Raw genomic sequence first — 20,460 nt, 5'->3', positions numbered from 1 at the left:
AAAATTACACTACTTTTTACAACTACTTTTCTTGCATTGCTCTTCTCTTTAGCAGGTAATGCCCAAAACTAGATAGAAATTTATAATGCGCCCACTTATATATTTTCTGGTTTTAAAAGTGCTTTCCCCGTAAGATATACACAAGAAGGTTCTGGTGAAGTACATATACAAGCAAGATTGATGACTACTTCTGGTAGGGTTATAAAAGAAATTACAGAAGGAGAATATGCCAGGCCAGGTCATCAGGTATTTGAATTTGATATACCAAATCTTCCTCTGGGAGGTGTTTATAAGTGGCATGTTCAAATGTACAATAGCAATTGGACAAAAAAACTTGCTGAAAACTATTATGAGGAAACGGTTACGGTTATGACACTAATAGGTCCGCCGGCGAACAATTCATTTTCTGATTTTTCGCCACCTAGTAGAATCATTGCTGGGAAAATTGCTCGGGTATCTTATAATTTCAACAAAACAGAAAATGACGGAGTACATATACAAACAAGGTTATTATCTAAAGAAGGTAAAATATTACTTCAAGACACACAGTCTAGTAATAATAATTCAGGGCAAATTTCCGTTGAGTTTAATATTCCATTAAACCTAGCTTCAAGAACTGATTACAAATGGAATATTCAGATGTTTGACGATGATTGGAAAAACAAATTAGCAACGTCTACCAAGTCGGATATTACAGTGTCTGGGGCAGGTAGTGCTTTAAAGGCAAAGCTACCTAACGAACTTAATGATACGGACAATCAGACATTCAATGATTTTACAGTCTCTCCAAACCCATTCGTCAATTCATTCGAGTATGAATACAGTGTTGAGGACTATGATGATGTAACTGTAGATTTATATGCACTCAATGGCAGAAAAATTAAAACTTTAAAAAGTAAAGAAAGCCATAGACCTGGGAATTATAATGATGTAGTGGATACCAGTGATCTAGATGCAGGAATTTATATTTTGCGCATCAATACTTCTGAAGGTGAGAAAGCCATAAAATTAATCAAGAATTAATACCCTCGAAACCTTAGAGTTGGAAACCTGCACTATTTTGTATAGTGCAGGTTTTTTTATTTAAGCACCACGCTTCCCTAGTTCTATAACTTCTAGGTCTTTTATGTCTTTTCCGTCTATGGTAAAGCGGAGCATTGTTCGTATTTGATGAAAACCGTGTTTGCCACAAGCACCAGGGTTCATATGCAGCACACCCAATTTTTTATCCATCATTACTTTAAGAATATGAGAATGTCCAGAGATAAATAATTTTGGAGGGTTAGCCTTTATGATATCACGTGTTCTTATATTATATTTTGGAGGGTATCCGCCAATATGAGTCATGAAAACTTCTACACCTTCGCAGAAAAAACGGTTGTTGAGAGGAAATTCTTTTTGAATTACGTGATCATCAATATTTCCATGAACCGCTCTTAATGGCTTAATTTTTTGCAAAGTGTCGGTTACTTCTAAAGTTCCTATGTCACCAGCGTGCCATATTTCATCCGCTTGACGGGCATATTTTAAAATGGCATCGTCCATATGGGAATGGGTATCAGAAAGCAATAGAATTTTGGTCATGTACTGAACTAAAAGTTATGTGATTAGACTTGGCCTTATCAATAGTTTTGAGAGCCTTCTTCTGTTTAATCAAAGAGAAGTATCTTTGAGGTTCACAAAATTAAAGGTTTCGGTTGAGATATTTTATTGAATTTTCATACTTGGGTAAAGACTACCATGGTTGGCAAAACCAACCTAATGCCATTACCGTGCAGGAGGTTCTTGAAAAGGCATTTTATACCTTACTGCGCGAGCCTGTGGCTTTGGTAGGTGCTGGCAGAACTGATGCTGGTGTTCATGCCAAGCAGATGTTCGCCCATTTTGATTTTGATGAAATTAAGGATGTACAGTTATTTGTTTATAGATTGAATGCGCTTTTGCCAGAGGCCATTGCTGTTCATAATATCTTTGGTGTAAACGAACATGCTCATGCTCGCTTTGATGCGGAAGAACGCACCTATGAATATTGGGTGTTGCAGTATAAAAATCCGTTTTATGGTGATTTTGCACATTACATAAAGCATCCCTTGGATATTGAGGCAATGAATCAAGCCGCGGGATTGCTTTTGCAGTTCAAGGATTTTGAATGTTTTTCAAAGTCCAATACAGATGTAAGGACGTATCTGTGTGATGTTAAAAGAGCAGTTTGGGAGGTAAAAGGAGATAAACTTGTTTTTACAATAACCGCAGACCGTTTTTTGAGAAATATGGTGCGTGCCGTAGTAGGTACGTTGCTAGAAGTGGGCACGGGTAAAACAAAGCCAGACCATGTTAAATCAATCATAAATAGCAAGAACAGAAGTAAGGCCGGCCCATCGGTACCGGCAAAAGGGCTATATTTGACCTCTGTTTTATACCCCAAAAAGATTACGGAAAAACATGGATAAAGATTCTGGAAAAGCATTTGATATGCGGCTGTTTAAACGCTTATTGGCGCATACGCGTCCATATCGTGCAACCTTTTATGGTGTTGCTCTAGCGGCTATTCTGCTATCCGGATTTGCCGTAATGACTCCTATAATAGTTCAAAGAATTATTGACGACGCCATTAAGGTGGGCGATGAAGAAAAGTTATTGATTCTAACTTTGGCAATGGCCGGTGTTCTCTTGGGGCAGGTTATTAGTCAGCTTTCATTTAACTACTACGCCAACTGGTTGGGAGAATCAGTCATAAAAGATATTAGAGTCAACTTGTTCAAACACATGTTGGGCTTTAGAATGAAATATTTTGACAGTTCTTCTCTTGGAGTACTGGTAACGCGTGCGGTTGCGGATATGCAGCGTATTGGTGAAATTTTTAGTCAAGGCTTTTTTGTTATAGTTGCAGATTTGTTGAAAATGCTGGTTGCCGCTGTGGTAATGTTAATAATGAACTGGCGTCTAGCGCTCATTGTTTTTGCCATATTGCCGTTAATTCTTTATGCAACACGTTTGTTTCAAAAGGCAATGAAAGTTGCTTTCGCCGAGGTTAGAACACAGGTTTCCAATCTTAATTCTTTTGTGCAAGAACGGATAACAGGTATGAAAATCGTACAGTTGTTTACGCGTGAAAGGATTGAAAGTGAAAAATTTAGGGTTATCAATGAAAAGCATCAGAATGCTTGGTTAAAAACAGTTTGGTACAACTCCATTTTCTTTCCGATTGCAGAAATTTCTTCTTCTATTGCAGTGGGCCTGATCGTATGGTACGGTGGACTTCAAAATGTATCTAATCTTTCTAAGGAAGAACTAGGTACGCTGTTCGCATTTATTCTGTTGATAGATATGCTTTTTAGACCTTTACGACAAATAGCAGATAAGTTCAATACCCTACAAATGGGAATGGTAGCTGCCAATAGGGTTTTTAAAATTTTGGATACCCAGAGTAATATACAAGACTTAGGTTCTGTGGTTAAAGAAGATGTACGAGGAGATATAAAATTTAATGACGTACACTTTGGATATTTAGAAGAGGAAGAAGTATTGCACGGTATTTCTTTTGAAGTAAAAGCAGGGGAGACCGTGGCAATTGTAGGAGCTACCGGTGCAGGGAAGTCTACTATAATTAATTTATTGAACCGCTTTTATGAAATAAATTCGGGTTCTATTTTAGTTGATGATATAGATATTAAAGACTTTAGTTTGGTTTCGCTTAGATCTCAGATTGCTGTTGTGCTTCAAGATGTATTCCTTTTTGCTGATACTATAGAAAACAATATTTCTTTAAAAAATACCGAGATAACCCACGAGCTTATTGAAGATGCTGCCAAACAAATTGGAGTGGATGAGTTTATAAGCAGTCTGCCTGGAGGATATCAATATAACGTAAAAGAAAGAGGAACAATGTTGTCTAGTGGACAACGCCAATTGATTGCGTTTTTACGGGCTTATGTAAGCAACCCAAGTATTTTGGTTTTAGATGAAGCTACGTCATCCGTAGACACTTATTCTGAGCAGTTGATACAGAGAGCAACAGAGAAAATAACCGAAGGAAGAACTTCTATAATCATTGCACACCGTTTGGCCACCATTAAAAAAGCCGATAAGATAATTGTAATGGATGCCGGTAAAATTGTAGAAACGGGAACTCACAAGCAGTTGCTTAAAAAAGGAGGATATTACAGCGGTCTTTACGAAGCTCAATTCCTTTCGGAAGAAGTAGCTTAACTTATTAAATCTTCTTTTATTATGGCCGTTAATTCATCCATATTGCCAAAATCAACAAACTTTCCATTTCTAATATATGAGATATTTCCCGTCTCTTCGCTAACTACTAATCCTAATGCATCTGTTTTTTCAGTAACACCTACAGCTGCTCTATGACGAAGTCCAAAACGCAACGGAATGTTACGTTCATTGGAAACTGGTAAAATTGCTCTAGTGGCAACAATATAATTGTTTTCTATTATGGCTGCTCCATCGTGTAGCGTACTGTTCTTGTAAAAAATGCTTTCTAGGATAGGAGTATTTACTTCACAATACATTTTGTCTCCGGATGATTTTATAAAGTCCAAAGAGTTGTTTCGTTCTAAAACAATCAATGCGCCCGTTTTTGTGGAACTCATTTTTTTACATGCCTCAACAATAGAATCCACATCCATGCTTACGGTTGCACCATCTTGTCTTAAAAATTTAAAATGTTTGATGAAATTTCTTTTGTTGGCAAAATTGGTAGAACCCACCATTAAAAGAAATTTTCTAATTTCTTGCTGAAAAACAATGATAAGGGCAATAAGCCCTACTTGCATAAACGCACCTACAAGACTACTGATCATCTCCATGCCCAATAGCTCGGTCAGTTTCCAGAATCCCCAAACGATTACAATACCAAGAAAAATATTAATAGCAACAGAACCTCGTACCAACTTGTAAATGTAGTACAACAGTATAGCTACCAGAATAATATCTAGTATATCGGTAATCTTAAATTCAAGAAAATTCAGAAAGTCCAATGCGGAGGCGTTTTTGTAAAATTAATGAAATCCATACACTTTTAACAAGGCATTAATTCTTCTGCAAGTTTAACACATTCATACGCTTCTTTAACGTCGTGAACCCTTAAAATATTGGCGCCATTCATTAATGCGGCCATATTGAGGGCTGTGGTACCGTTCAAAGCACTTTTTGCATCGGTTTTGAGAACTTTGTAAATCATGGATTTTCGGCTAATGCCAACTAGTAAAGGATATTCCAAATTTTGAAAAAGGTTCAATTTTTGTAGAATTTCATAATTCTGCTCAAGGGTCTTGGCAAATCCAAATCCAGGGTCTACAATAACATCGGTAATACCTAAAGCTTTTGCAGCTGCAATTCGTTCAGAGAAATATTTAATTATGTCAACTAAAAGGTTGTCATAATTTGTCTGTTGCTGCATGTTCTGCGGCGTTCCTTTCATGTGCATCATAATGTAAGGCACGTGATGCTTGGCCACTGTAGACAACATATTGTTGTCTAATTTACCTGCAGAAATGTCATTTATAATAGCAGCTCCGGCATCAAGACAAGCAGATGCAACATTGCTTCTGAAGGTGTCTATAGACAGTATAATTTCAGGAAATTGTTTAAGCAATAGTTCCGTTAACGGAAGCATGCGTTTCATTTCTTCTTCTTCCGTAACATGGTTGGCACCTGGTCTAGAACTGTAGCCGCCAACATCGATAAAGGTGGCACCATCATTTAACATTTTTTCAGTTTGCTTTAAAATGGAGTTATCATCTAGATATTTTCCACCGTCGTAAAACGAGTCTGGAGTGCAGTTTAAAATGCCCATCACTTTTGGTGTGGATAGGTCTATAAGGCGGCCTTTACAATTTAGAGTCATATGTGATAAAGTTGAAGCGGTATCCCTTGATTAACCAAGTTTAAAACACGAACTTTGAGCAATTCAGAATTTTGAGTGAAATTTACGCAAATTAGAAAGGATAGCCATGCAGAAGACATCCGAACAATATGATGAGGTGATTAAAACCTGTAGAGACCTCTTTGAAAAGAAAATGAAGGACTACGGTAGTGCTTGGCGTATTTTACGGCTTCCCTCATTAACAGACCAGATTTTTATTAAAGCACAACGCATCCGAAGTTTGCAGGAAAATGACGTGCGTAAGGTAGATGAAGGTGAACGTTCTGAATTTATTGGAATTATCAATTACTCCATAATGGCACTTGTTCAGTTGGAAAAAGGAGTGGCGGATCAGCCAGACCTTTCTGTGGCTCAGGCAGTGGAACTTTTTGATAAACATGCTACGACCACAAAGACGCTCATGGAAAATAAAAACCATGACTATGGAGAGGCTTGGCGCGATATGCGGGTAAGCTCTTTAACCGATCTTATTTTACAAAAGCTTTTGCGGGTTAAGCAGATAGAAGACAATAAAGGTAAAACTTTAGTGAGCGAAGGTATTGACGCAAATTATCAGGATATGGTCAATTATGCGGTTTTTGCCATGATTCATCTCGGTGTAAATTCAAAATCCTAATATGAAATATCTTGTTGGCATTAGCCGAGTTTTTGTAGGTATACTTTTTATCATCAGTGGTTTTATAAAACTGAACGACCCTGTTGGTTTTTCGTTTAAGTTGGAAGAGTATTTTAGCCCCGGAGTTCTTGATCTTGCATTTTTTGAGCCCCACGCTTTGGCTATTTCCATTTTTGTAGTAATCCTAGAAGTCCTTTTAGGAGTGATGCTCTTAGTAGGTTTTCGGGTAAAATTTACCGTATGGAGCCTACTGTTAATGATTGTAGGGTTCACTTTTCTTACGTTTTATTCGGCATATTTTAATAAAGTAACGGATTGTGGTTGTTTTGGAGATGCTATTAAACTTACCCCTTGGGAGTCGTTTACAAAAGATATTGTTCTTCTAGTGTTTATAATTATCCTGTTTAAAGGAAGGCAATATATTACGCCTATTTTTGGAGCTAATGCAAAAAGAATTGCTACCCTTGTGGCATTGGTACTTTGCGTTGGGTATTGCAATTATGTGTTAAATCATCTGCCAGTTATAGATTTCAGACCATACAAGATTGGAGCGAATATTAGCGAAGGTATGACTGTGCCAGATGATGCGCCCAAACCTATTTATGATTACGCATGGCGGTTCAATGTAGATGGTGATGATAAAATTATCGTTACCCAAGGAGATTATCCTCAGGTAGATGGTGAATTTATTGATGTAGAAACTACGGAAGTACAGAAGGGTTACGAGCCACCTATTCATGATTTTACCATAGAAATGGATAAAATAAACATGGCAGATACGCTTCTACAAGAGCCTAAGTTACTCATGATTATAGCATATGATCTTAGGAAAACGAACAGAGACGTGTATTCTGAGGTCAAAAAAGTGACGGATAAGGCAATAAAGAAAGGCTATAAGGTAATTGGTATGTCTGCATCTAACGATGAGCAGACGAGTACCTTGAAGAAAGCCTATAGATTAAATTTTGATTTTTATTTTACAGATGAGACGGCCTTAAAGACCATTGTACGTTCTAATCCCGGAGCATTGGTTTTGGAAAAAGGAACTATAAAACAAAAAGTACATTATAATGATTTAGATGAGTTGACTTTTGATTAATTTTTAAGTTGATAAATTTGAATTGAACCCTATACAATAACACTAAACACTTTGAAAATGAGAAGCAAAATTGTTGCAGGAAACTGGAAAATGAATAAAAACTTACCTGAAACGGAAGCATTGTTAACTGAGTTAGCAGCTAAGTTACCGGATACTCAGGCTGAGGTTATGGTTGCGCCAACTTATGTAAACTTGGCTTCTGCTGTTAGAACTTTAGATTCTTCGGTTATAGAAGTTATTGCCCAGAATATGCATTTTGCAGAAAGCGGAGCATATACAGGTGAGATTTCAGCAGATATGTTGTTGAGTATCGGTGTGGATACTGCAATTATTGGTCACTCGGAAAGAAGAGCTTATTTTGGTGAAACTGATGAGATATTGGCTAAAAAAGTAGTTACAGCTTTAGGTAAAAACATTCGTGTAATGTTTTGCTTTGGTGAAGAACTAGAAGATAGAAAATCTGATAATCACTTTAATGTAGTAGAAAGCCAATTGAAAAATGCGCTTTTCTCTTTAGAAGCATCTGCTTGGAGTAAAATAGTTTTGGCTTATGAGCCAGTTTGGGCTATTGGAACTGGTGAAACAGCTTCAGCAGATCAAGCACAGGAAATGCACGCTTTTATCCGTAAAACAATTACAGAAGCTTATGACGCAACTATAGCGAACAATGTTTCTATTCTTTACGGAGGTAGTGTTAAACCTGGTAATGCAGGAGAAATTTTTGGTAAACCAGACGTAGACGGTGGTCTTATTGGTGGAGCCGCTTTGGTTGCAGATGATTTTGTTGCCATTATAAAAGCTATCTAAATATAGATTGCAATGTTATTTTGAAAGCCCTTTCCCAGTTTATGGAAAGGGTTATTCATTTAGCAACAAAAAAACATGTTGAGAAGTAAATAAAGCCTATTGAGGTTTTCGTAAGATTTAAAAGGTAAACCCGACCAACAACCCGTTAAAAAACAGTAAAATGTCCAACACGATTTATATCGAATACAATTTCTCAGTAACCCCGGTGCAACCAGGATCGGATATTTTAATTGCCGAGCTTGGAGAGGTTGGTTTTGAGAGTTTTCTTGAAAATGAAGACGGTGTATTAGCCTATATTCAAAAAAATGATTGGAACGAGCGCATTCTTGAAACAGTAGAAATTTTGGATAGTGAACTGTTTAAGGTAAGTTTTGAGTTAAAAGAAATAGAACAAGAAAACTGGAATGCCACTTGGGAACAGAATTTTGAAGCCATTCAAGTAGCGGATCAATGTGTGGTTCGTGCTCCATTTCATGAGAAGCCCAATGTGCAATATGATATTGTTATTGAGCCAAAAATGAGCTTTGGAACAGGACATCACGAGACTACCCACATGATGCTTCAGTTTATTCTTGAAAATGATTTTGAAGGGAAAGATGTTTTGGATATGGGAAGTGGTACGGGAGTTTTGGCTATTCTAGCTGCCATGAAACATGCCAATCATATAGATGCTATTGATATTGATAATTGGTGTTACCTGAATGCTATAGAGAATGTAGAACGAAATAATTGTGAGCATATCTCGGTCTTTGAAGGCGATTCTTCGTTACTGGGAAGCCGCAAGTATGATATCATTTTAGCAAATATCAATAGAAATATTTTGTTGGCGGATATTTCTGTTTATGCAGCGAACTTAAAGGAAAATGGAACCCTTTTCTTAAGCGGTTTCTATGAAGAAGATATTCCCTTAATTTCAGAAACGTGTCTAAAGGCGGGGTTAAAGTTTAAAAAAAATCTGCAAAAGAATAATTGGGTTGCGGTAAAATATGTATTTTAGAGAGGTATACTATTTTAAATTGATTGATATGAGTTTCAAAGAAAAAGTATCGGAAGAACTATTGTTGGAAGAAGAAGTTTCAAAACAAAACGAAATTGTTGTTTTTAATGACGATGTAAATACGTTTGATCACGTCATAGACACTTTGGTAGATGTGTGTGATCATACACCTGTTCAAGCAGAACAATGTTCTCTTATAGTACATTATAATGGTAAGTGCACCGTAAAAACAGGCGATTATAAAGACTTAGAGCCTCGTTGTAGTAGGCTACTTGAGGCTGGTCTGAGCGCAGAAATTGTTTAATTTATACGTGCGGGTATCGCTATTAGTGAGGTAACTTATCTCTAAGTAAGCCGTAAGCGAAAGTACCCAGCGTTGCTGCTGCTATTACTATAAGCATGCTAAAAACCCCAGTGCCTAATAGAATATACATAGGGCCTGGGCAAGCACCTGCTAACGCCCATCCCAAACCAAAGATACTACCTCCTAAGATATAGCGGGTATAGCTTTTATTTTTTGGTGGAAGGACAATTTCTTGGTCTTCAATACTTTTTACCCTGAACTTTTTAATAGCCCATACAGAAATGGCGCCAAGAACTACAGCAGAACCAATTATGCCGTACATATGGAACGACTGAAATTTGAACATTTCAAATATTCTGTACCAAGAAACCGCCTCAGATTTAACGAGTACAATGCCAAAAAAGATACCTACGAGTAAGAATTTTAGATATTTCATGTTGTAAAGATTAGGGGTATTAGAAAGTGTGTCATTATAAGTCCGCCAACAAAAAAGCCAATAACGGCAATTAATGAAGGTAATTGCAAATTACTTAAGCCTGTAATAGCGTGTCCAGAAGTACATCCACCGGCGTAGCGTGTTCCAAAGCCAACAAGAAAACCGGCAACAATTAATATGGCCAACCCTTTTAAGGATAAAGCATTGTTCCAATCATAAATCTCGCCCGGTAATAAAGAAGCTCCTGCATTTTCAAAACCAAGTTCTTTTAAGTCTTTTACAGTTTCAGGATTCAAATCTATTGCGGAACCGTTAGAAAGAAAGGTTACAGCAATAAAACCGCCAATAATAGCACCAAGTACTACGGTAAGGTTCCATCTTTGAGCTTTCCAATCGAATTTAAAGAAATCAGAATATTTTGCTGCTCCTCCAATACTACAAAGGGTTCTTAGGTTTGAAGACATGCCAAAAGTTTTTCCAAAGTATAAAAGAAAAACCATTACCAAGGTAATCAAGGGGCCGGAAACGTACCAAGGCCATGGTTGAAGTATGCTATCCATATTAAAAATTTATGCGAAGTTAGAGCTAATGAGTTTAGTTAATGTGACAGATGTTACATAAGAAGTTATTGGAGTCGGTATTGCGGGGTATCCTTACAAAAATAAACATCTTTGATGTAAATTATTCAAGGGTAATTTTATGTGATTTTGATAAAGATTAAGCTTGTAATCCTTTAATTATTAAATATTTAACTTATAATATTAATACAACTTCAACTATCTAATGTATCTGGTTTTTGTTCATCTCTAATACAACGCACGAACTATCTGATTTTGAGACTTCTCTACATGGTTTATTTCGGTACTTTTACCCTCGTAGGTATTTAAATATGGTAAAAATATCCCATTAAAACTTTACTCTTATTAGTGTTTTAGGTGGTTCAATGTATTTGCTCTGAGCTTGGTAAATAATATATCGTAGAAAAATAAGTTATCCATGGCATACGCTTACGTAATGGGAGTACAGGAAATAAGTTGCGATTATAAATGAGACATATTACATTTAAGTTACTTGTAGTTCTTTTAATGGGTTTAGGTAATTGTTCGGCACAGTTGTCGGATTTAGCTAAAATAGATTATACACGCCTTCCCAAGGGAGGTTCAGAAGTGGGGTATGATCGCTTAAGAGGTGTTTTTAATTACCCGATTAAGATAAATGAAGATAGTTATTTGCTCGTGGGGATGGACTATAGTAAAATAGATCTGTCTGTTGATAGTAGTGTAACCAACTTTGATATTGCAGCTATTGAAGATTTTCAATTGTTGGATTTTAATTTAGGGTATACTTTTAAAATGAAAGGGGACTGGCGTTTTGGAGCTAGGTTTTCAACAGGTTATAGCTCTAACTTAGTTAGAAAATTATCTGTAGAAGATGCGGTTTTTGCTGGGGATGTAGTTTTTATCAATGATAAAAGAAAGGATAGTACGGTATCTAAACCCTATAGATTAATACTTGGCGTTTCTTATGCAGAAAATAGGGGGATTCCATTTCCTATACCATTTATTAGCTATTACCGAAAATTTCATCCTAATTGGTCTTATAAATTAGGGGTTCCCAAGGCAAATTTGCAATACCATGTTTCTGAAAAATCTAGATTGAAATTGATAGCGGAACTTGATGGTTTCACGGCCAACATTCAGGGTGGGCTTCTTGTAAATGAAAATGAAATAGCGGACAAGGCAAATATGTCTATTACGATAGCTGGTTTGCGTTATGAATATAAATTTACAAAGCACCTTGAACTATATTTTAACGTATCCAGAATTCTTAGTAGTAATGCCAAGCTAAAGGATAAAGATAACAATACAGTAAATTCAGTAAAAAAGAACAATATTTATTATTTAAAGACAGGAATGCGATTTAAAATTTAGAACTAAAGACATAGTAAGTAATCTTCTACTAGGTTTCAAAGTTCATTGCTTTCTAAGAATTTCTTAAAACGTAGATCCAATACTAAATAAAATTAATGCAGATTCCTCATCTGAAAATCCTGCCGAGACACCAATTGCAAATTCTTCTGAAAGTGGGACAAGATATAGCCCAAAGCCGTATCCTTTATGCCAATCGGAATTCGTGTCAAAATCAGAATACACTCTGCCACTGTCATAAAAACCTTTAATACCAAATTTCATTGGTACAATAGATGTTCGGAATTCTGCCAACTGTAGACGTAATTCTGTATTTAAATACAAAGTAGATTTCCCTGTAAATCTGTTATTTACATAACCTCTTAAACTGGAGTTTTGACCTAAGTATTTTAACTTATAAAAGGGAATGGTTCCCGCACCATAAGTAGTGGAGCCACCAAAACGAAGTCCTAACGTAATTGGTGTTTGATTTCTAGTAGTCAGATATTGCTCGAAGAAAGCCTCAGTGATTCCATAATTGGAATTCATGTTATCCGAAACCAAACCACTTTGGTGTTTTAGGAAAAAGCGAGCCCCTTGTTCAGGAAGACTAGAACGATCTCTAAAGTCAAAATCTAATTTTGCTATAATCTCATAAAGATTGGCATCCCCAAGGCCAAAAGCTCCTAGTAGTGGATTAGGGTTGTCCGTGGCCAAAATAGTGCCTTCTTCCCTAATTGTTTTATTGTTCTCATAATTCAGTTGAAAGCCAAGGCTACTTTTTTTCCAAAAGTCTTTTATTAGACCAGCTTGAAGGCTATAGGAATCATACCGAGTTTCGTAAAAATCTTCAGAATCCAAGTCATCGTCTTTTATAGTTCCGTTACCAATACCATAGAAATCTGTAAACCCAGTATGATCTGCGTACAAGCCACCAATCTGAATATCCCATTTTTTAAATACATGGTGAAACCTACCCTCATACTTTAAAATGTTCATATGTTCAGTAGTGAAAGTGCCGGTTATTTTATGCTTGGAACTATAGTCCTTTTTCATGGCATTCTTTTGAGTAAACTCAATTCCGGCGTTTAGTCCAAGTCCTTGATTACTGTTATACCGGATGGTGGCAATAGGAAAATACCTGTTGAAACCAAATCTATGTCGGTCATAAGAATAAAGTTCCTTGTTCCAATGGTCCATCATTTTACCTTCTTCGCCAAAATTCAGTTTGGATGTATTTCCCTTTTCATATATCAAGGTTTTTTTACCTCCTTTTTGCACCTCTGAGTTATCAGTAATAACATCAGGGTCAGGCCCTCCAATTACTCGTATTTTTATAGACTTTTTTGCTGCTCCTGAAATATTGAAAACATCATGACCATCTAATCCATAAAGCCGGATTTCTTTAGTTTCTTTTGGGTCAAAAGTCCGGTGGTAGTAGAGTCGTTTGCCTTTTTCATCCTTGTCATCTTCTGTATTGTACATGGCAACTTGTACAGACCCATTATCGTTCCTAGTCACCTCAAAATATTCCCGTTTGTTGGATCCAACTACCTCTACGCCTCCAATCATTAATTGTTTGTAATATTGATTGGCATAGGTACTCAAATCCTTTTTCCGTTGTTTTAGTTTATTTGCTATTTCTTTACCTGAAAACTCATAAATTTCCGATGGCATTGCATTGATTCCCTCTTCAATAACTTGATCTGTAATATGGGTCTGGATATAAGTTGCAGCTTCTTGCCAATCCTCTCTAGTGAGTTCATTTAACAAGCGGCGGTCTGCCGGTTGAGAACTAAATGTTAGACTGCGAATGTCGTTGATTTTATATCCAAAGTTTTCTCCACGCTCTAAGCCCCATTTTCTGTCAGCAAAGTAGGGTAGGAGTCCATTCCAAAGCGAAAAGACATAATCCCTATCTCTAGGAATTGGTCTATAAAGGTTATCATGTTTTTTCTTGTAACCTGCCCATTTCCAATTGTCCTCGTGTTTTCCCCAGTCGCCTACCAGAATATCGAACATTCTTGCTTTTGCGTACTCTTTGGCATCTACTTTATTATCGTGGTCTTTATAAAGTTCCCTGAACATTTTACGGCTTTGAAGAATCTCATTGGCATCTCCAAAGGGCTTTGTTACCTTTTTTACATTCACCGGTTTTTCTTCCAACATGCCCAGTAAATTGGAATACTTCCCTTTAAATGCGCCTAATTCATCTGAAGGAGGCATCATATAGAGCTTTGGCGTTGCGTGTAGAATGTCAGTAGCATTCAGCATAGAACCTATGGCCATGGCACCGTAAGGTTGTTGCCAAGAAGTAACGTCTTGCATTACTCTGGCTATTATAGTTCCTTGAAGTTCATAGGGTAGTAACTGAAGAGGGTCTTTGTCTACAGAACGGAACGCATATTCTCTGCCATCCCCTCCTTTGATTTTTAAGGAAGTGGTCTGGTGTCCGCCACCCTTTTCGTACACGGACAATCCCCCAAAAGTTTGCTCTAGGTCTAAGTAGGGTACTTTTACGGGAGTTTTCCAAGTGGTTCTATAGTGTTCGCCCATAAAGAACTTTGTTACACCCCCTAAAGTGTAATCGCCTGCTACCGCGGTAGTGTCCGTGGCCCATGTTCTTGGTCCATGACTTGCCGTTACCAAAGGTTTACATGGATTATAAGCTGAATTAAAATTGTCCTCGTTACCTGGTTCGCAAGGAGATGTAAATAAGGTTTCGGTTGTGTTTAATTCAAATTCTCCTGATGGTTCAAAACTGTGAATAGTATAGGCTACTTTGCCGGAAGTAAAATAGTCCAATTCTACTAGGCCGGGAATGGACTTTGCAAAAAGGGCGTGCTCTTTATCTTTCGCTACGTATTTTGCCTTGGTTGGTGATCCACTGTTAATGATATAATTTTCACCCATCTGCAATACTTGTAGATTTTTCTCATGTCCCGCCGCATAGATTACAGATCCTTTGCGCAGTACAATGTTTTCAATGCTTCCGCGGATATTATCAAAACGGGAGTTAACTATATCCACTGGAGAGCCTATATTTTGTCTATAGCCAGCATTTAGACTTCCAATAATTGGAGGCGATAAATATTTTGCCAATTGAAAATGCCCCCCGTAATTACCTAATGACTCCAGCGGAAAATGGCCCGCTACTAGAATATTCTTATCCTCGGAATCCTCAACAGCATTTTCTAGTTCAATAAGGAAATCGCGTTCTGTAGCTATCCCACATTCCGCTGTAGTAGCTTCGGGTTTATCATAAGGGTGGTTGTACCATTGCGTGCTTATGGATACCAATATTAAATGGTCGTTCAATTCTATGATATCCGGTCCGGGACACCCTTTGCGAATAGCCCATTTTACATTTTCAAAATCCATGGACTTAACCAACTTTTCAAGTTTATTAACGCTACTTAGTCCTTTTTTTCCAGAATTTGCCCAATCCCTATCTCCAGGAATGATAACGACCTTTCCATTTTCATGTTGGGCGATGTTCCGTAGGAGCTTGTCTATTTTTAGAGAATCTTGGGTAGTGGGTTCTTTAGTCTTGCCGCTGTCCATCAGGTCGCCATTAAGGATAACCGTAAAAGGTTCGGTTGTAGAAAGAAGTTCAGAGAGGCTATCGTAGAATGGGGACTCCAATTCAATATCCGTAGTATTGCCTAATAAATATACACGGTGTTCAACTTTGGTAGATTGCGCAATTGTATGATGTGTTCCAGTAGCTGTGAGAAATAATAGAGATAAAGTAAGGTATACACGGTTATACATAGCTCAAATTTTTAGTGAAACTCCAATTGATAATATGTAGGATATATTATGTTGAGTTTCAATTTTAATGTGTCGCAGGGATAATAGCTGCAGAAAATTATGAGAATTGAAATTTGAGGATTGGGGTTATGTAATCATAAATGTGCTTAGCAAATACAAAATATGCTTTTCCTAGGTGATATAGTCGGCGAAAATCAAGAAATTTACAAATAGCTTATCTTAAAAGTGAGATTTTATTAAAAAAAAAGAAAGCAGCTACAAAAAAATGTAACTGCTTTCTTTTGAAGTGACCCTGACTGGATTCGAACCAGTAACCTTCTCATTCGTAGTGAGATGCGCTATCCAGTTGCGCCACAGGGCCAATAAAAGTACTCTTGTTAGGTCTTTCCTCAACGGAAACTAGTTTTAGCTAGTTTTTTGCCTAACGGGGTGCAAATATATTTCTTTTTACATTTACGGCAAAATATAAGTTACTTATTAAATGAATTTAAAAGCCTTTATTAGAGATATAGACAATTTTCCGCAAGAAGGTGTCATCTTTAAAGATATAACACCGCTATTGGCAGATGCCAAAGCCATGCAGTATACATTAGATAGACTTCTAGAAATGGTGGGTGATGTTAAGATTGATAAAGTTGTTGGTATGGAAAGTCGCGGATTTTTTTTCGCACCTCTATTAGCTCAGCGATTAAATGCCGGATTTATTCCCGTACGTAAACCTAATAAATTACCTGCCGAGAAAACCAGTCAGACCTATGATTTGGAATATGGTACCGATACTTTAGAAATACATAGCGATGCAATTTTAGCAGGAGAAAAAATATTAGTACATGATGATGTCCTTGCTACTGGGGGTACAGCAAAAGCTACGTGTGATTTAATCAAACGTTTGGGAGGGGAAATCGTTCAATGTAATTTTTTAATTGAACTAGATTTTTTAAACGGAAGGAGTAAATTGGATAAAACTGATGTAAAGGCGCTTTTGAATTATTAATCCAAAGCCCGAGTGGTAACAAAATAACGCCAGCCAATTAAAGCCATCTGAAATTTTGATGCTTTAGAAAGGTCAAGCCTTTTTTTAGTAAAAGAAGGAAGAAGTAACTGGTTTACTTTGGCAAGAGATTTAAATATTATTTTTTTCATCGGTTAGTTTATCAAAGGTGCTAACTTATTGAAAATAAAGTAAAAGACCGCTGTACGGCGGTCTTTTTATTATATAGGCCTATATGATTTAACTTACGCTACTATCGTAATCAGCGATACTAGTAGTAATAACAGAAGTTTAGCAAGTGTAATCATAATTAGGGATTTTTAGGGTTAATAGATAGTTGATAATAATCGATTATTCAATCAAGATAATTAAAAGAAATATTCATATCCAAGCAAATTGATGCGAATTAATCAATTATAATACGATTATATAAGTGTATTAATGGATTGACTTTATAATTTAAAAATATTTTCTTCAGTGTAGTTACAGATTATTATTAAAATTATACTATATGATTACGTTACGTAATATGTGAAGGCCTGTTTTGATAGGCCTTTTCTTTTTTAAGCATAATTTTGGTTCACAATTGGTATTTTTTGAGTAAATCCATTTTTATCAGGCTCATTTTTCTGGGTAAATGATGCTCTGGTAACTCGTTAAGAAAGGTGCTAATAAGTTAAAATGTTCATATATCTTTGTTTTTTAATTCCCTGAAACCAGTACATGCAGAATCTTCTTTTTATTGCGCTTGGCTTAGTACTTTTAATAGCTGGCGGTAATTGGCTTTTAAAATCCGCCGTTGCTCTTTCTTTACGATTAAATATTCCAAAAATTGTTATTGGTATGACGGTGGTGTCTTTTGCTACCTCGGCTCCGGAGCTTATTGTTAGTATAAAAGCAGCTTTAGATGGTTTTCCTGATTTAGCGCTAGGTAACGTGGTTGGTTCTAATATTGCTAATCTCGGTTTGGTGCTTGGAATTACCATACTTATGGGAAGTATAGATGTAAGAAGAACTTTTTACACAACGGATTGGCCGGTTATGATGGCTGCCTCACTGCTTTTTTTCGGTTTCATATATTTTGATGGAGTATTGCAGCAGTACGAAGGTATTATTATGGTTGTAGTGTTGTTCTTGTTCTTGGTCTATTTACTACGCTTTCAAAAACAGGCAGTTGAGGATGAGTCTCCAGAGGATGATGAACCTTTGCCATTGTACAAGCTAGTGTTGTTTTTAGGACTTGGTGGTACGGCGCTATGGGGAGGCTCAGAGTTACTTATTAACGGTGCGGTAGGTTTGGCTACTTTATATGGGGTTAGTGAGCGTATAATTGCAGTCACAATTGTTTCCGTGGGTACCAGTATACCAGAATTGGCAGCTTCGGTTATTGCGGTCATCAAAAAGGAAAAAGCTATTTCTTTGGGGAACCTTATTGGGTCTAATATTTTTAATCTTTTGGCTGTACTTGGTATTACCTCTATTATCACACCAATTAGAGTAATGGATGAAGGTTTGTTAAGTAGCGACATTTTTTGGATGTTAGGTATTTCTTTTCTCATTCTTCCTTTGGTATTTATTCCCAGGGGTCTTCGTTTAGGATGGAGGGATGGTATTATATTACTAGGAGTTTATATTGCGTTTGTTTACATCACTATCCAATAGTTTAATCAAATCTTCTGTGAAACATTATTTTTTATTTTTCTTTTTTCTATGCTTCTTTTTTGGAGTAAGCCAAAACAAGACAACTGTGAAATTTAAAATAAACGAAACAGATTTAGATGAGTTAAAGGTTCGTGTGTATCCTCCTGGTTTATTTAAAGAATTTGAATTTGTAGTGCCGCAAATTATTCCGGGGACTTATATGAAAGTGAATTATGCAAGGTTTTATTCTGACTTTACGGCATATGATACAAGGGGAGAGATAATGAAGGTCTCAAAATATGATAATGTTTTTAAGGTTGAAGGGGAGCAGCCATTACTTTTTTTGGAATATACGGTAAAACAATCCTTGGGTAATAAAAAGGTGTGGAATAATAGTATACCATGCGCAGGTACGATAATAACAAAGAAAAGTGCGCTTTTGAACTTTCAGTTGGTCACAGGCTACTTTGAGGGTTATGAAAATTTACCATTTGAAGTAGAAGTGGTTCGTCCTAAAAGTTTTTTTGGAGCTACAGCTATTCAAAAAAAGATACTGAATGATACGACAGAAATTTTGTCTACCTCTAATTATGGTTCATTAATAGATCAACCGGTTTTATATGCAGAGCCAGATACTACTTCTTTTAAAATTGATGAGCACAGATTTAATATCGCTGTACATTCTGAAGATGGAAAAAATTCTGCATTAGAGCTAAAGTCAGGAATCAAAAAAATAGTAGAAAGCATTTCTGATTATTCGGGGTTTACTTCAAATGAGGATTATACTTTTATTTTTTATTTTATTAAAGAACAGCGGTTAAAGGGTATTTTAAAAACTTTTGGTGTTGATGCTGCGCTTGAGCATACAAACAGTTCTGTGTACTGCGATTTAGACTATCCTTTACAAGATAATTTTTCATACTATAACCATGTTGTGCCACACGAATATTTTCACACTATAACACCTTTAGGCTTTCATGATGATAAAATCACCAACTTTAATTTTCGTAAGCCTGATATGTCAAAACATATTTGGATGTATGAGGGAATAACGGATTATTTCGTCTTTTTACTTAATGCCAAATACTTATCCAAAAACCCAAAGTATGATTTGCGATCAGCTATTGATTACTCCTTAACAAAGAAGAGGCAGAGCATGACGGAAAGTGGGCGGAATATTATAAGAAAAAACAATGTCATTAGTTGGTTAAATAAAATGCTAGATATTGAAAATTTTTATCAAAAAGGTAAGTTGATCGCTATGGGGTTTGATATAGCAATCATGGAAAATACTAATGGCAACAGGCGATTGATAGATGTATTCATTGAATTAAAGAATGAGTATGAAAACACTGCTTTTTTAGGGGATGATTTAAAGGATGTTTTAATTAGAACTGGTATTCCTGGTGTAGAGGATTTTTATAATAGATATATTGTAGGTACTGAAATACCGCCTTATAATGAATATCTCAATAATCTTGGATATGCATATTATCCTGCAAAATCAAAACTTCCAAGTTATGGGGCATTTGATATTCGAAAAATTAAAAATGATACCAGTTATTACGTTACATGGGCTAAAAAAAATTCTCTAGGACTTAAAAAAGGAGACTCTATTTTAAAAATAAACCATATACCTACACATATATTTTTGTCAAGTGATACTGTTTATGAGGATGTGATATTGAATCCTGTCTTAACGGATACCTTGTCAATTACCTATAGGCGTAACGGGAGTGAGTTTAACGTGAAATCTAACCCTTCACTACAAAACAAACGAACTTCAAAAGTATTGGAGGTTATGAACGTATCGGTGGAACAAAGAGCGTACAGAAATATGTTTTTTGGCTTAAATACAAAAGCCAAATAAGAGGAAGAGAGTCTTTATTCTTTCAATTTTCTTTTATCTTAAATTAACTTGCAATCTAATTGTATTTACATTCTCCTAAAGGTTACGATATCTAATCGTATTGATATGGTAACTTT

General features: G+C 36.3%; 19 protein-coding genes and 1 tRNA gene. 12 read left to right on the top strand and 8 right to left on the bottom strand.

The window, feature by feature from the left end; translation table 11 throughout:
• Window positions 1-180: 180 nt before the first annotated feature.
• Window positions 181-1,023: a T9SS type A sorting domain-containing protein gene (locus IWB64_RS01270; RefSeq protein WP_226975966.1), complete on the top strand. Its 843-nt coding sequence runs from the start codon at window positions 181-183 to the stop codon at window positions 1,021-1,023.
• A gap of 60 nt (window positions 1,024-1,083) precedes the next feature.
• Here IWB64_RS01270 and IWB64_RS01265 read toward each other — a convergent pair whose 3' ends face one another.
• Window positions 1,084-1,584, bottom strand: coding sequence for a metallophosphoesterase family protein (locus IWB64_RS01265; protein ID WP_194532311.1), 501 nt, complete (start codon window positions 1,582-1,584; stop codon window positions 1,084-1,086).
• 113 nt (window positions 1,585-1,697) lie between these two features.
• Here IWB64_RS01265 and truA point away from each other — a divergent pair, with 113 nt between their 5' ends.
• Window positions 1,698-2,450, top strand: a complete 753-nt coding sequence (gene truA / locus IWB64_RS01260; protein ID WP_194532310.1) for a tRNA pseudouridine(38-40) synthase TruA — start codon at window positions 1,698-1,700, stop codon at window positions 2,448-2,450.
• A complete protein-coding gene (locus IWB64_RS01255; RefSeq protein ID WP_194532309.1) occupies window positions 2,443-4,209 on the top strand; it encodes an ABC transporter ATP-binding protein in 1,767 nt (588 codons plus the stop codon). The genes truA and IWB64_RS01255 overlap by 8 nt, the downstream gene beginning before the upstream one ends.
• Here the strand turns inward: IWB64_RS01255 and IWB64_RS01250 are convergent.
• Together IWB64_RS01250 and folP are read right to left on the bottom strand one after the other, a co-directional pair.
• The gene (locus tag IWB64_RS01250; RefSeq protein ID WP_194532308.1) at window positions 4,206-4,994 is read right to left on the bottom strand and encodes a diadenylate cyclase; all 789 of its coding nucleotides are present in this window, start codon (window positions 4,992-4,994) and stop codon (window positions 4,206-4,208) included. The two genes, IWB64_RS01255 and IWB64_RS01250, sit on opposite strands and share 4 nt — an antisense overlap.
• 41 nt (window positions 4,995-5,035) lie before the next feature.
• Window positions 5,036-5,863 (bottom strand): dihydropteroate synthase, encoded by an 828-nt coding sequence (gene folP, locus IWB64_RS01245; RefSeq protein ID WP_194532307.1) that lies wholly within the window; start codon window positions 5,861-5,863, stop codon window positions 5,036-5,038.
• Between the two features lie 106 nt (window positions 5,864-5,969).
• Here folP and IWB64_RS01240 point away from each other — a divergent pair, with 106 nt between their 5' ends.
• The 5 genes from IWB64_RS01240 to IWB64_RS01220 all read left to right on the top strand — a co-directional run bounded on the left by IWB64_RS01240 (window position 5,970) and on the right by IWB64_RS01220 (window position 9,725).
• On the top strand, window positions 5,970-6,518 hold the full coding sequence (locus tag IWB64_RS01240; protein WP_194532306.1) for a DUF1599 domain-containing protein: 549 nt from the start codon (window positions 5,970-5,972) through the stop codon (window positions 6,516-6,518).
• 1 nt (window position 6,519) lies between these two features.
• Window positions 6,520-7,617: a BT_3928 family protein gene (locus IWB64_RS01235; protein ID WP_194532305.1), complete on the top strand. Its 1,098-nt coding sequence runs from the start codon at window positions 6,520-6,522 to the stop codon at window positions 7,615-7,617.
• A 57-nt stretch (window positions 7,618-7,674) separates the two neighbouring features.
• Complete coding sequence (gene tpiA, locus IWB64_RS01230) at window positions 7,675-8,424, top strand: triose-phosphate isomerase (RefSeq protein ID WP_194532304.1); 750 nt, start codon at window positions 7,675-7,677, stop codon at window positions 8,422-8,424.
• Window positions 8,425-8,584: 160 nt separating this feature from the next.
• Window positions 8,585-9,421: a 50S ribosomal protein L11 methyltransferase gene (prmA, locus tag IWB64_RS01225; protein ID WP_194532303.1), complete on the top strand. Its 837-nt coding sequence runs from the start codon at window positions 8,585-8,587 to the stop codon at window positions 9,419-9,421.
• A gap of 28 nt (window positions 9,422-9,449) precedes the next feature.
• Window positions 9,450-9,725, top strand: coding sequence for an ATP-dependent Clp protease adaptor ClpS (locus IWB64_RS01220; protein ID WP_155594474.1), 276 nt, complete (start codon window positions 9,450-9,452; stop codon window positions 9,723-9,725).
• 22 nt (window positions 9,726-9,747) lie between these two features.
• Here IWB64_RS01220 and IWB64_RS01215 read toward each other — a convergent pair whose 3' ends face one another.
• Window positions 9,748-10,161, bottom strand: a complete 414-nt coding sequence (locus IWB64_RS01215) for a DUF6691 family protein (protein ID WP_194532302.1) — start codon at window positions 10,159-10,161, stop codon at window positions 9,748-9,750.
• The gene (locus tag IWB64_RS01210; protein WP_194532301.1) at window positions 10,158-10,721 is read right to left on the bottom strand and encodes a YeeE/YedE family protein; all 564 of its coding nucleotides are present in this window, start codon (window positions 10,719-10,721) and stop codon (window positions 10,158-10,160) included. The genes IWB64_RS01215 and IWB64_RS01210 overlap by 4 nt, the downstream gene beginning before the upstream one ends.
• Before the next feature lie 486 nt (window positions 10,722-11,207).
• Here IWB64_RS01210 and IWB64_RS01205 point away from each other — a divergent pair, with 486 nt between their 5' ends.
• Window positions 11,208-12,092: a DUF6268 family outer membrane beta-barrel protein gene (locus IWB64_RS01205; RefSeq protein ID WP_194532300.1), complete on the top strand. Its 885-nt coding sequence runs from the start codon at window positions 11,208-11,210 to the stop codon at window positions 12,090-12,092.
• 63 nt (window positions 12,093-12,155) lie between these two features.
• On the opposite strand, the gene IWB64_RS01200 is transcribed toward IWB64_RS01205, so the two are convergent.
• Window positions 12,156-15,842 carry a BamA/TamA family outer membrane protein gene (locus IWB64_RS01200; protein ID WP_194532299.1) on the bottom strand — a complete coding sequence of 1,229 codons (3,687 nt, stop codon included), beginning with the start codon at window positions 15,840-15,842 and terminating at the stop codon, window positions 12,156-12,158.
• Between the two features lie 287 nt (window positions 15,843-16,129).
• Window positions 16,130-16,203 (bottom strand) — tRNA-Arg (locus IWB64_RS01195).
• Between the two features lie 120 nt (window positions 16,204-16,323).
• Between IWB64_RS01195 and IWB64_RS01190 the strand changes: the two genes are divergently transcribed.
• Window positions 16,324-16,836: an adenine phosphoribosyltransferase gene (locus IWB64_RS01190; RefSeq protein ID WP_194532298.1), complete on the top strand. Its 513-nt coding sequence runs from the start codon at window positions 16,324-16,326 to the stop codon at window positions 16,834-16,836.
• Here the strand turns inward: IWB64_RS01190 and IWB64_RS01185 are convergent.
• Window positions 16,833-16,985, bottom strand: a complete 153-nt coding sequence (locus IWB64_RS01185) for an SsrA-binding protein (protein WP_194532297.1) — start codon at window positions 16,983-16,985, stop codon at window positions 16,833-16,835. The two genes, IWB64_RS01190 and IWB64_RS01185, sit on opposite strands and share 4 nt — an antisense overlap.
• A gap of 571 nt (window positions 16,986-17,556) precedes the next feature.
• Between IWB64_RS01185 and IWB64_RS01180 the strand changes: the two genes are divergently transcribed.
• On the top strand, window positions 17,557-18,495 hold the full coding sequence (locus IWB64_RS01180; RefSeq protein WP_194532296.1) for a calcium/sodium antiporter: 939 nt from the start codon (window positions 17,557-17,559) through the stop codon (window positions 18,493-18,495).
• An 85-nt stretch (window positions 18,496-18,580) separates the two neighbouring features.
• The gene (locus IWB64_RS01175) at window positions 18,581-20,344 is read left to right on the top strand and encodes a M61 family metallopeptidase (RefSeq protein WP_194532295.1); all 1,764 of its coding nucleotides are present in this window, start codon (window positions 18,581-18,583) and stop codon (window positions 20,342-20,344) included.
• Window positions 20,345-20,460 lie beyond the last annotated feature (116 nt).

Source organism: Zobellia nedashkovskayae (genome assembly GCF_015330125.1).
GTDB lineage: Bacteria > Bacteroidota > Bacteroidia > Flavobacteriales > Flavobacteriaceae > Zobellia > Zobellia nedashkovskayae.
This window is presented reverse-complemented; position numbering and strand designations above follow the sequence as displayed.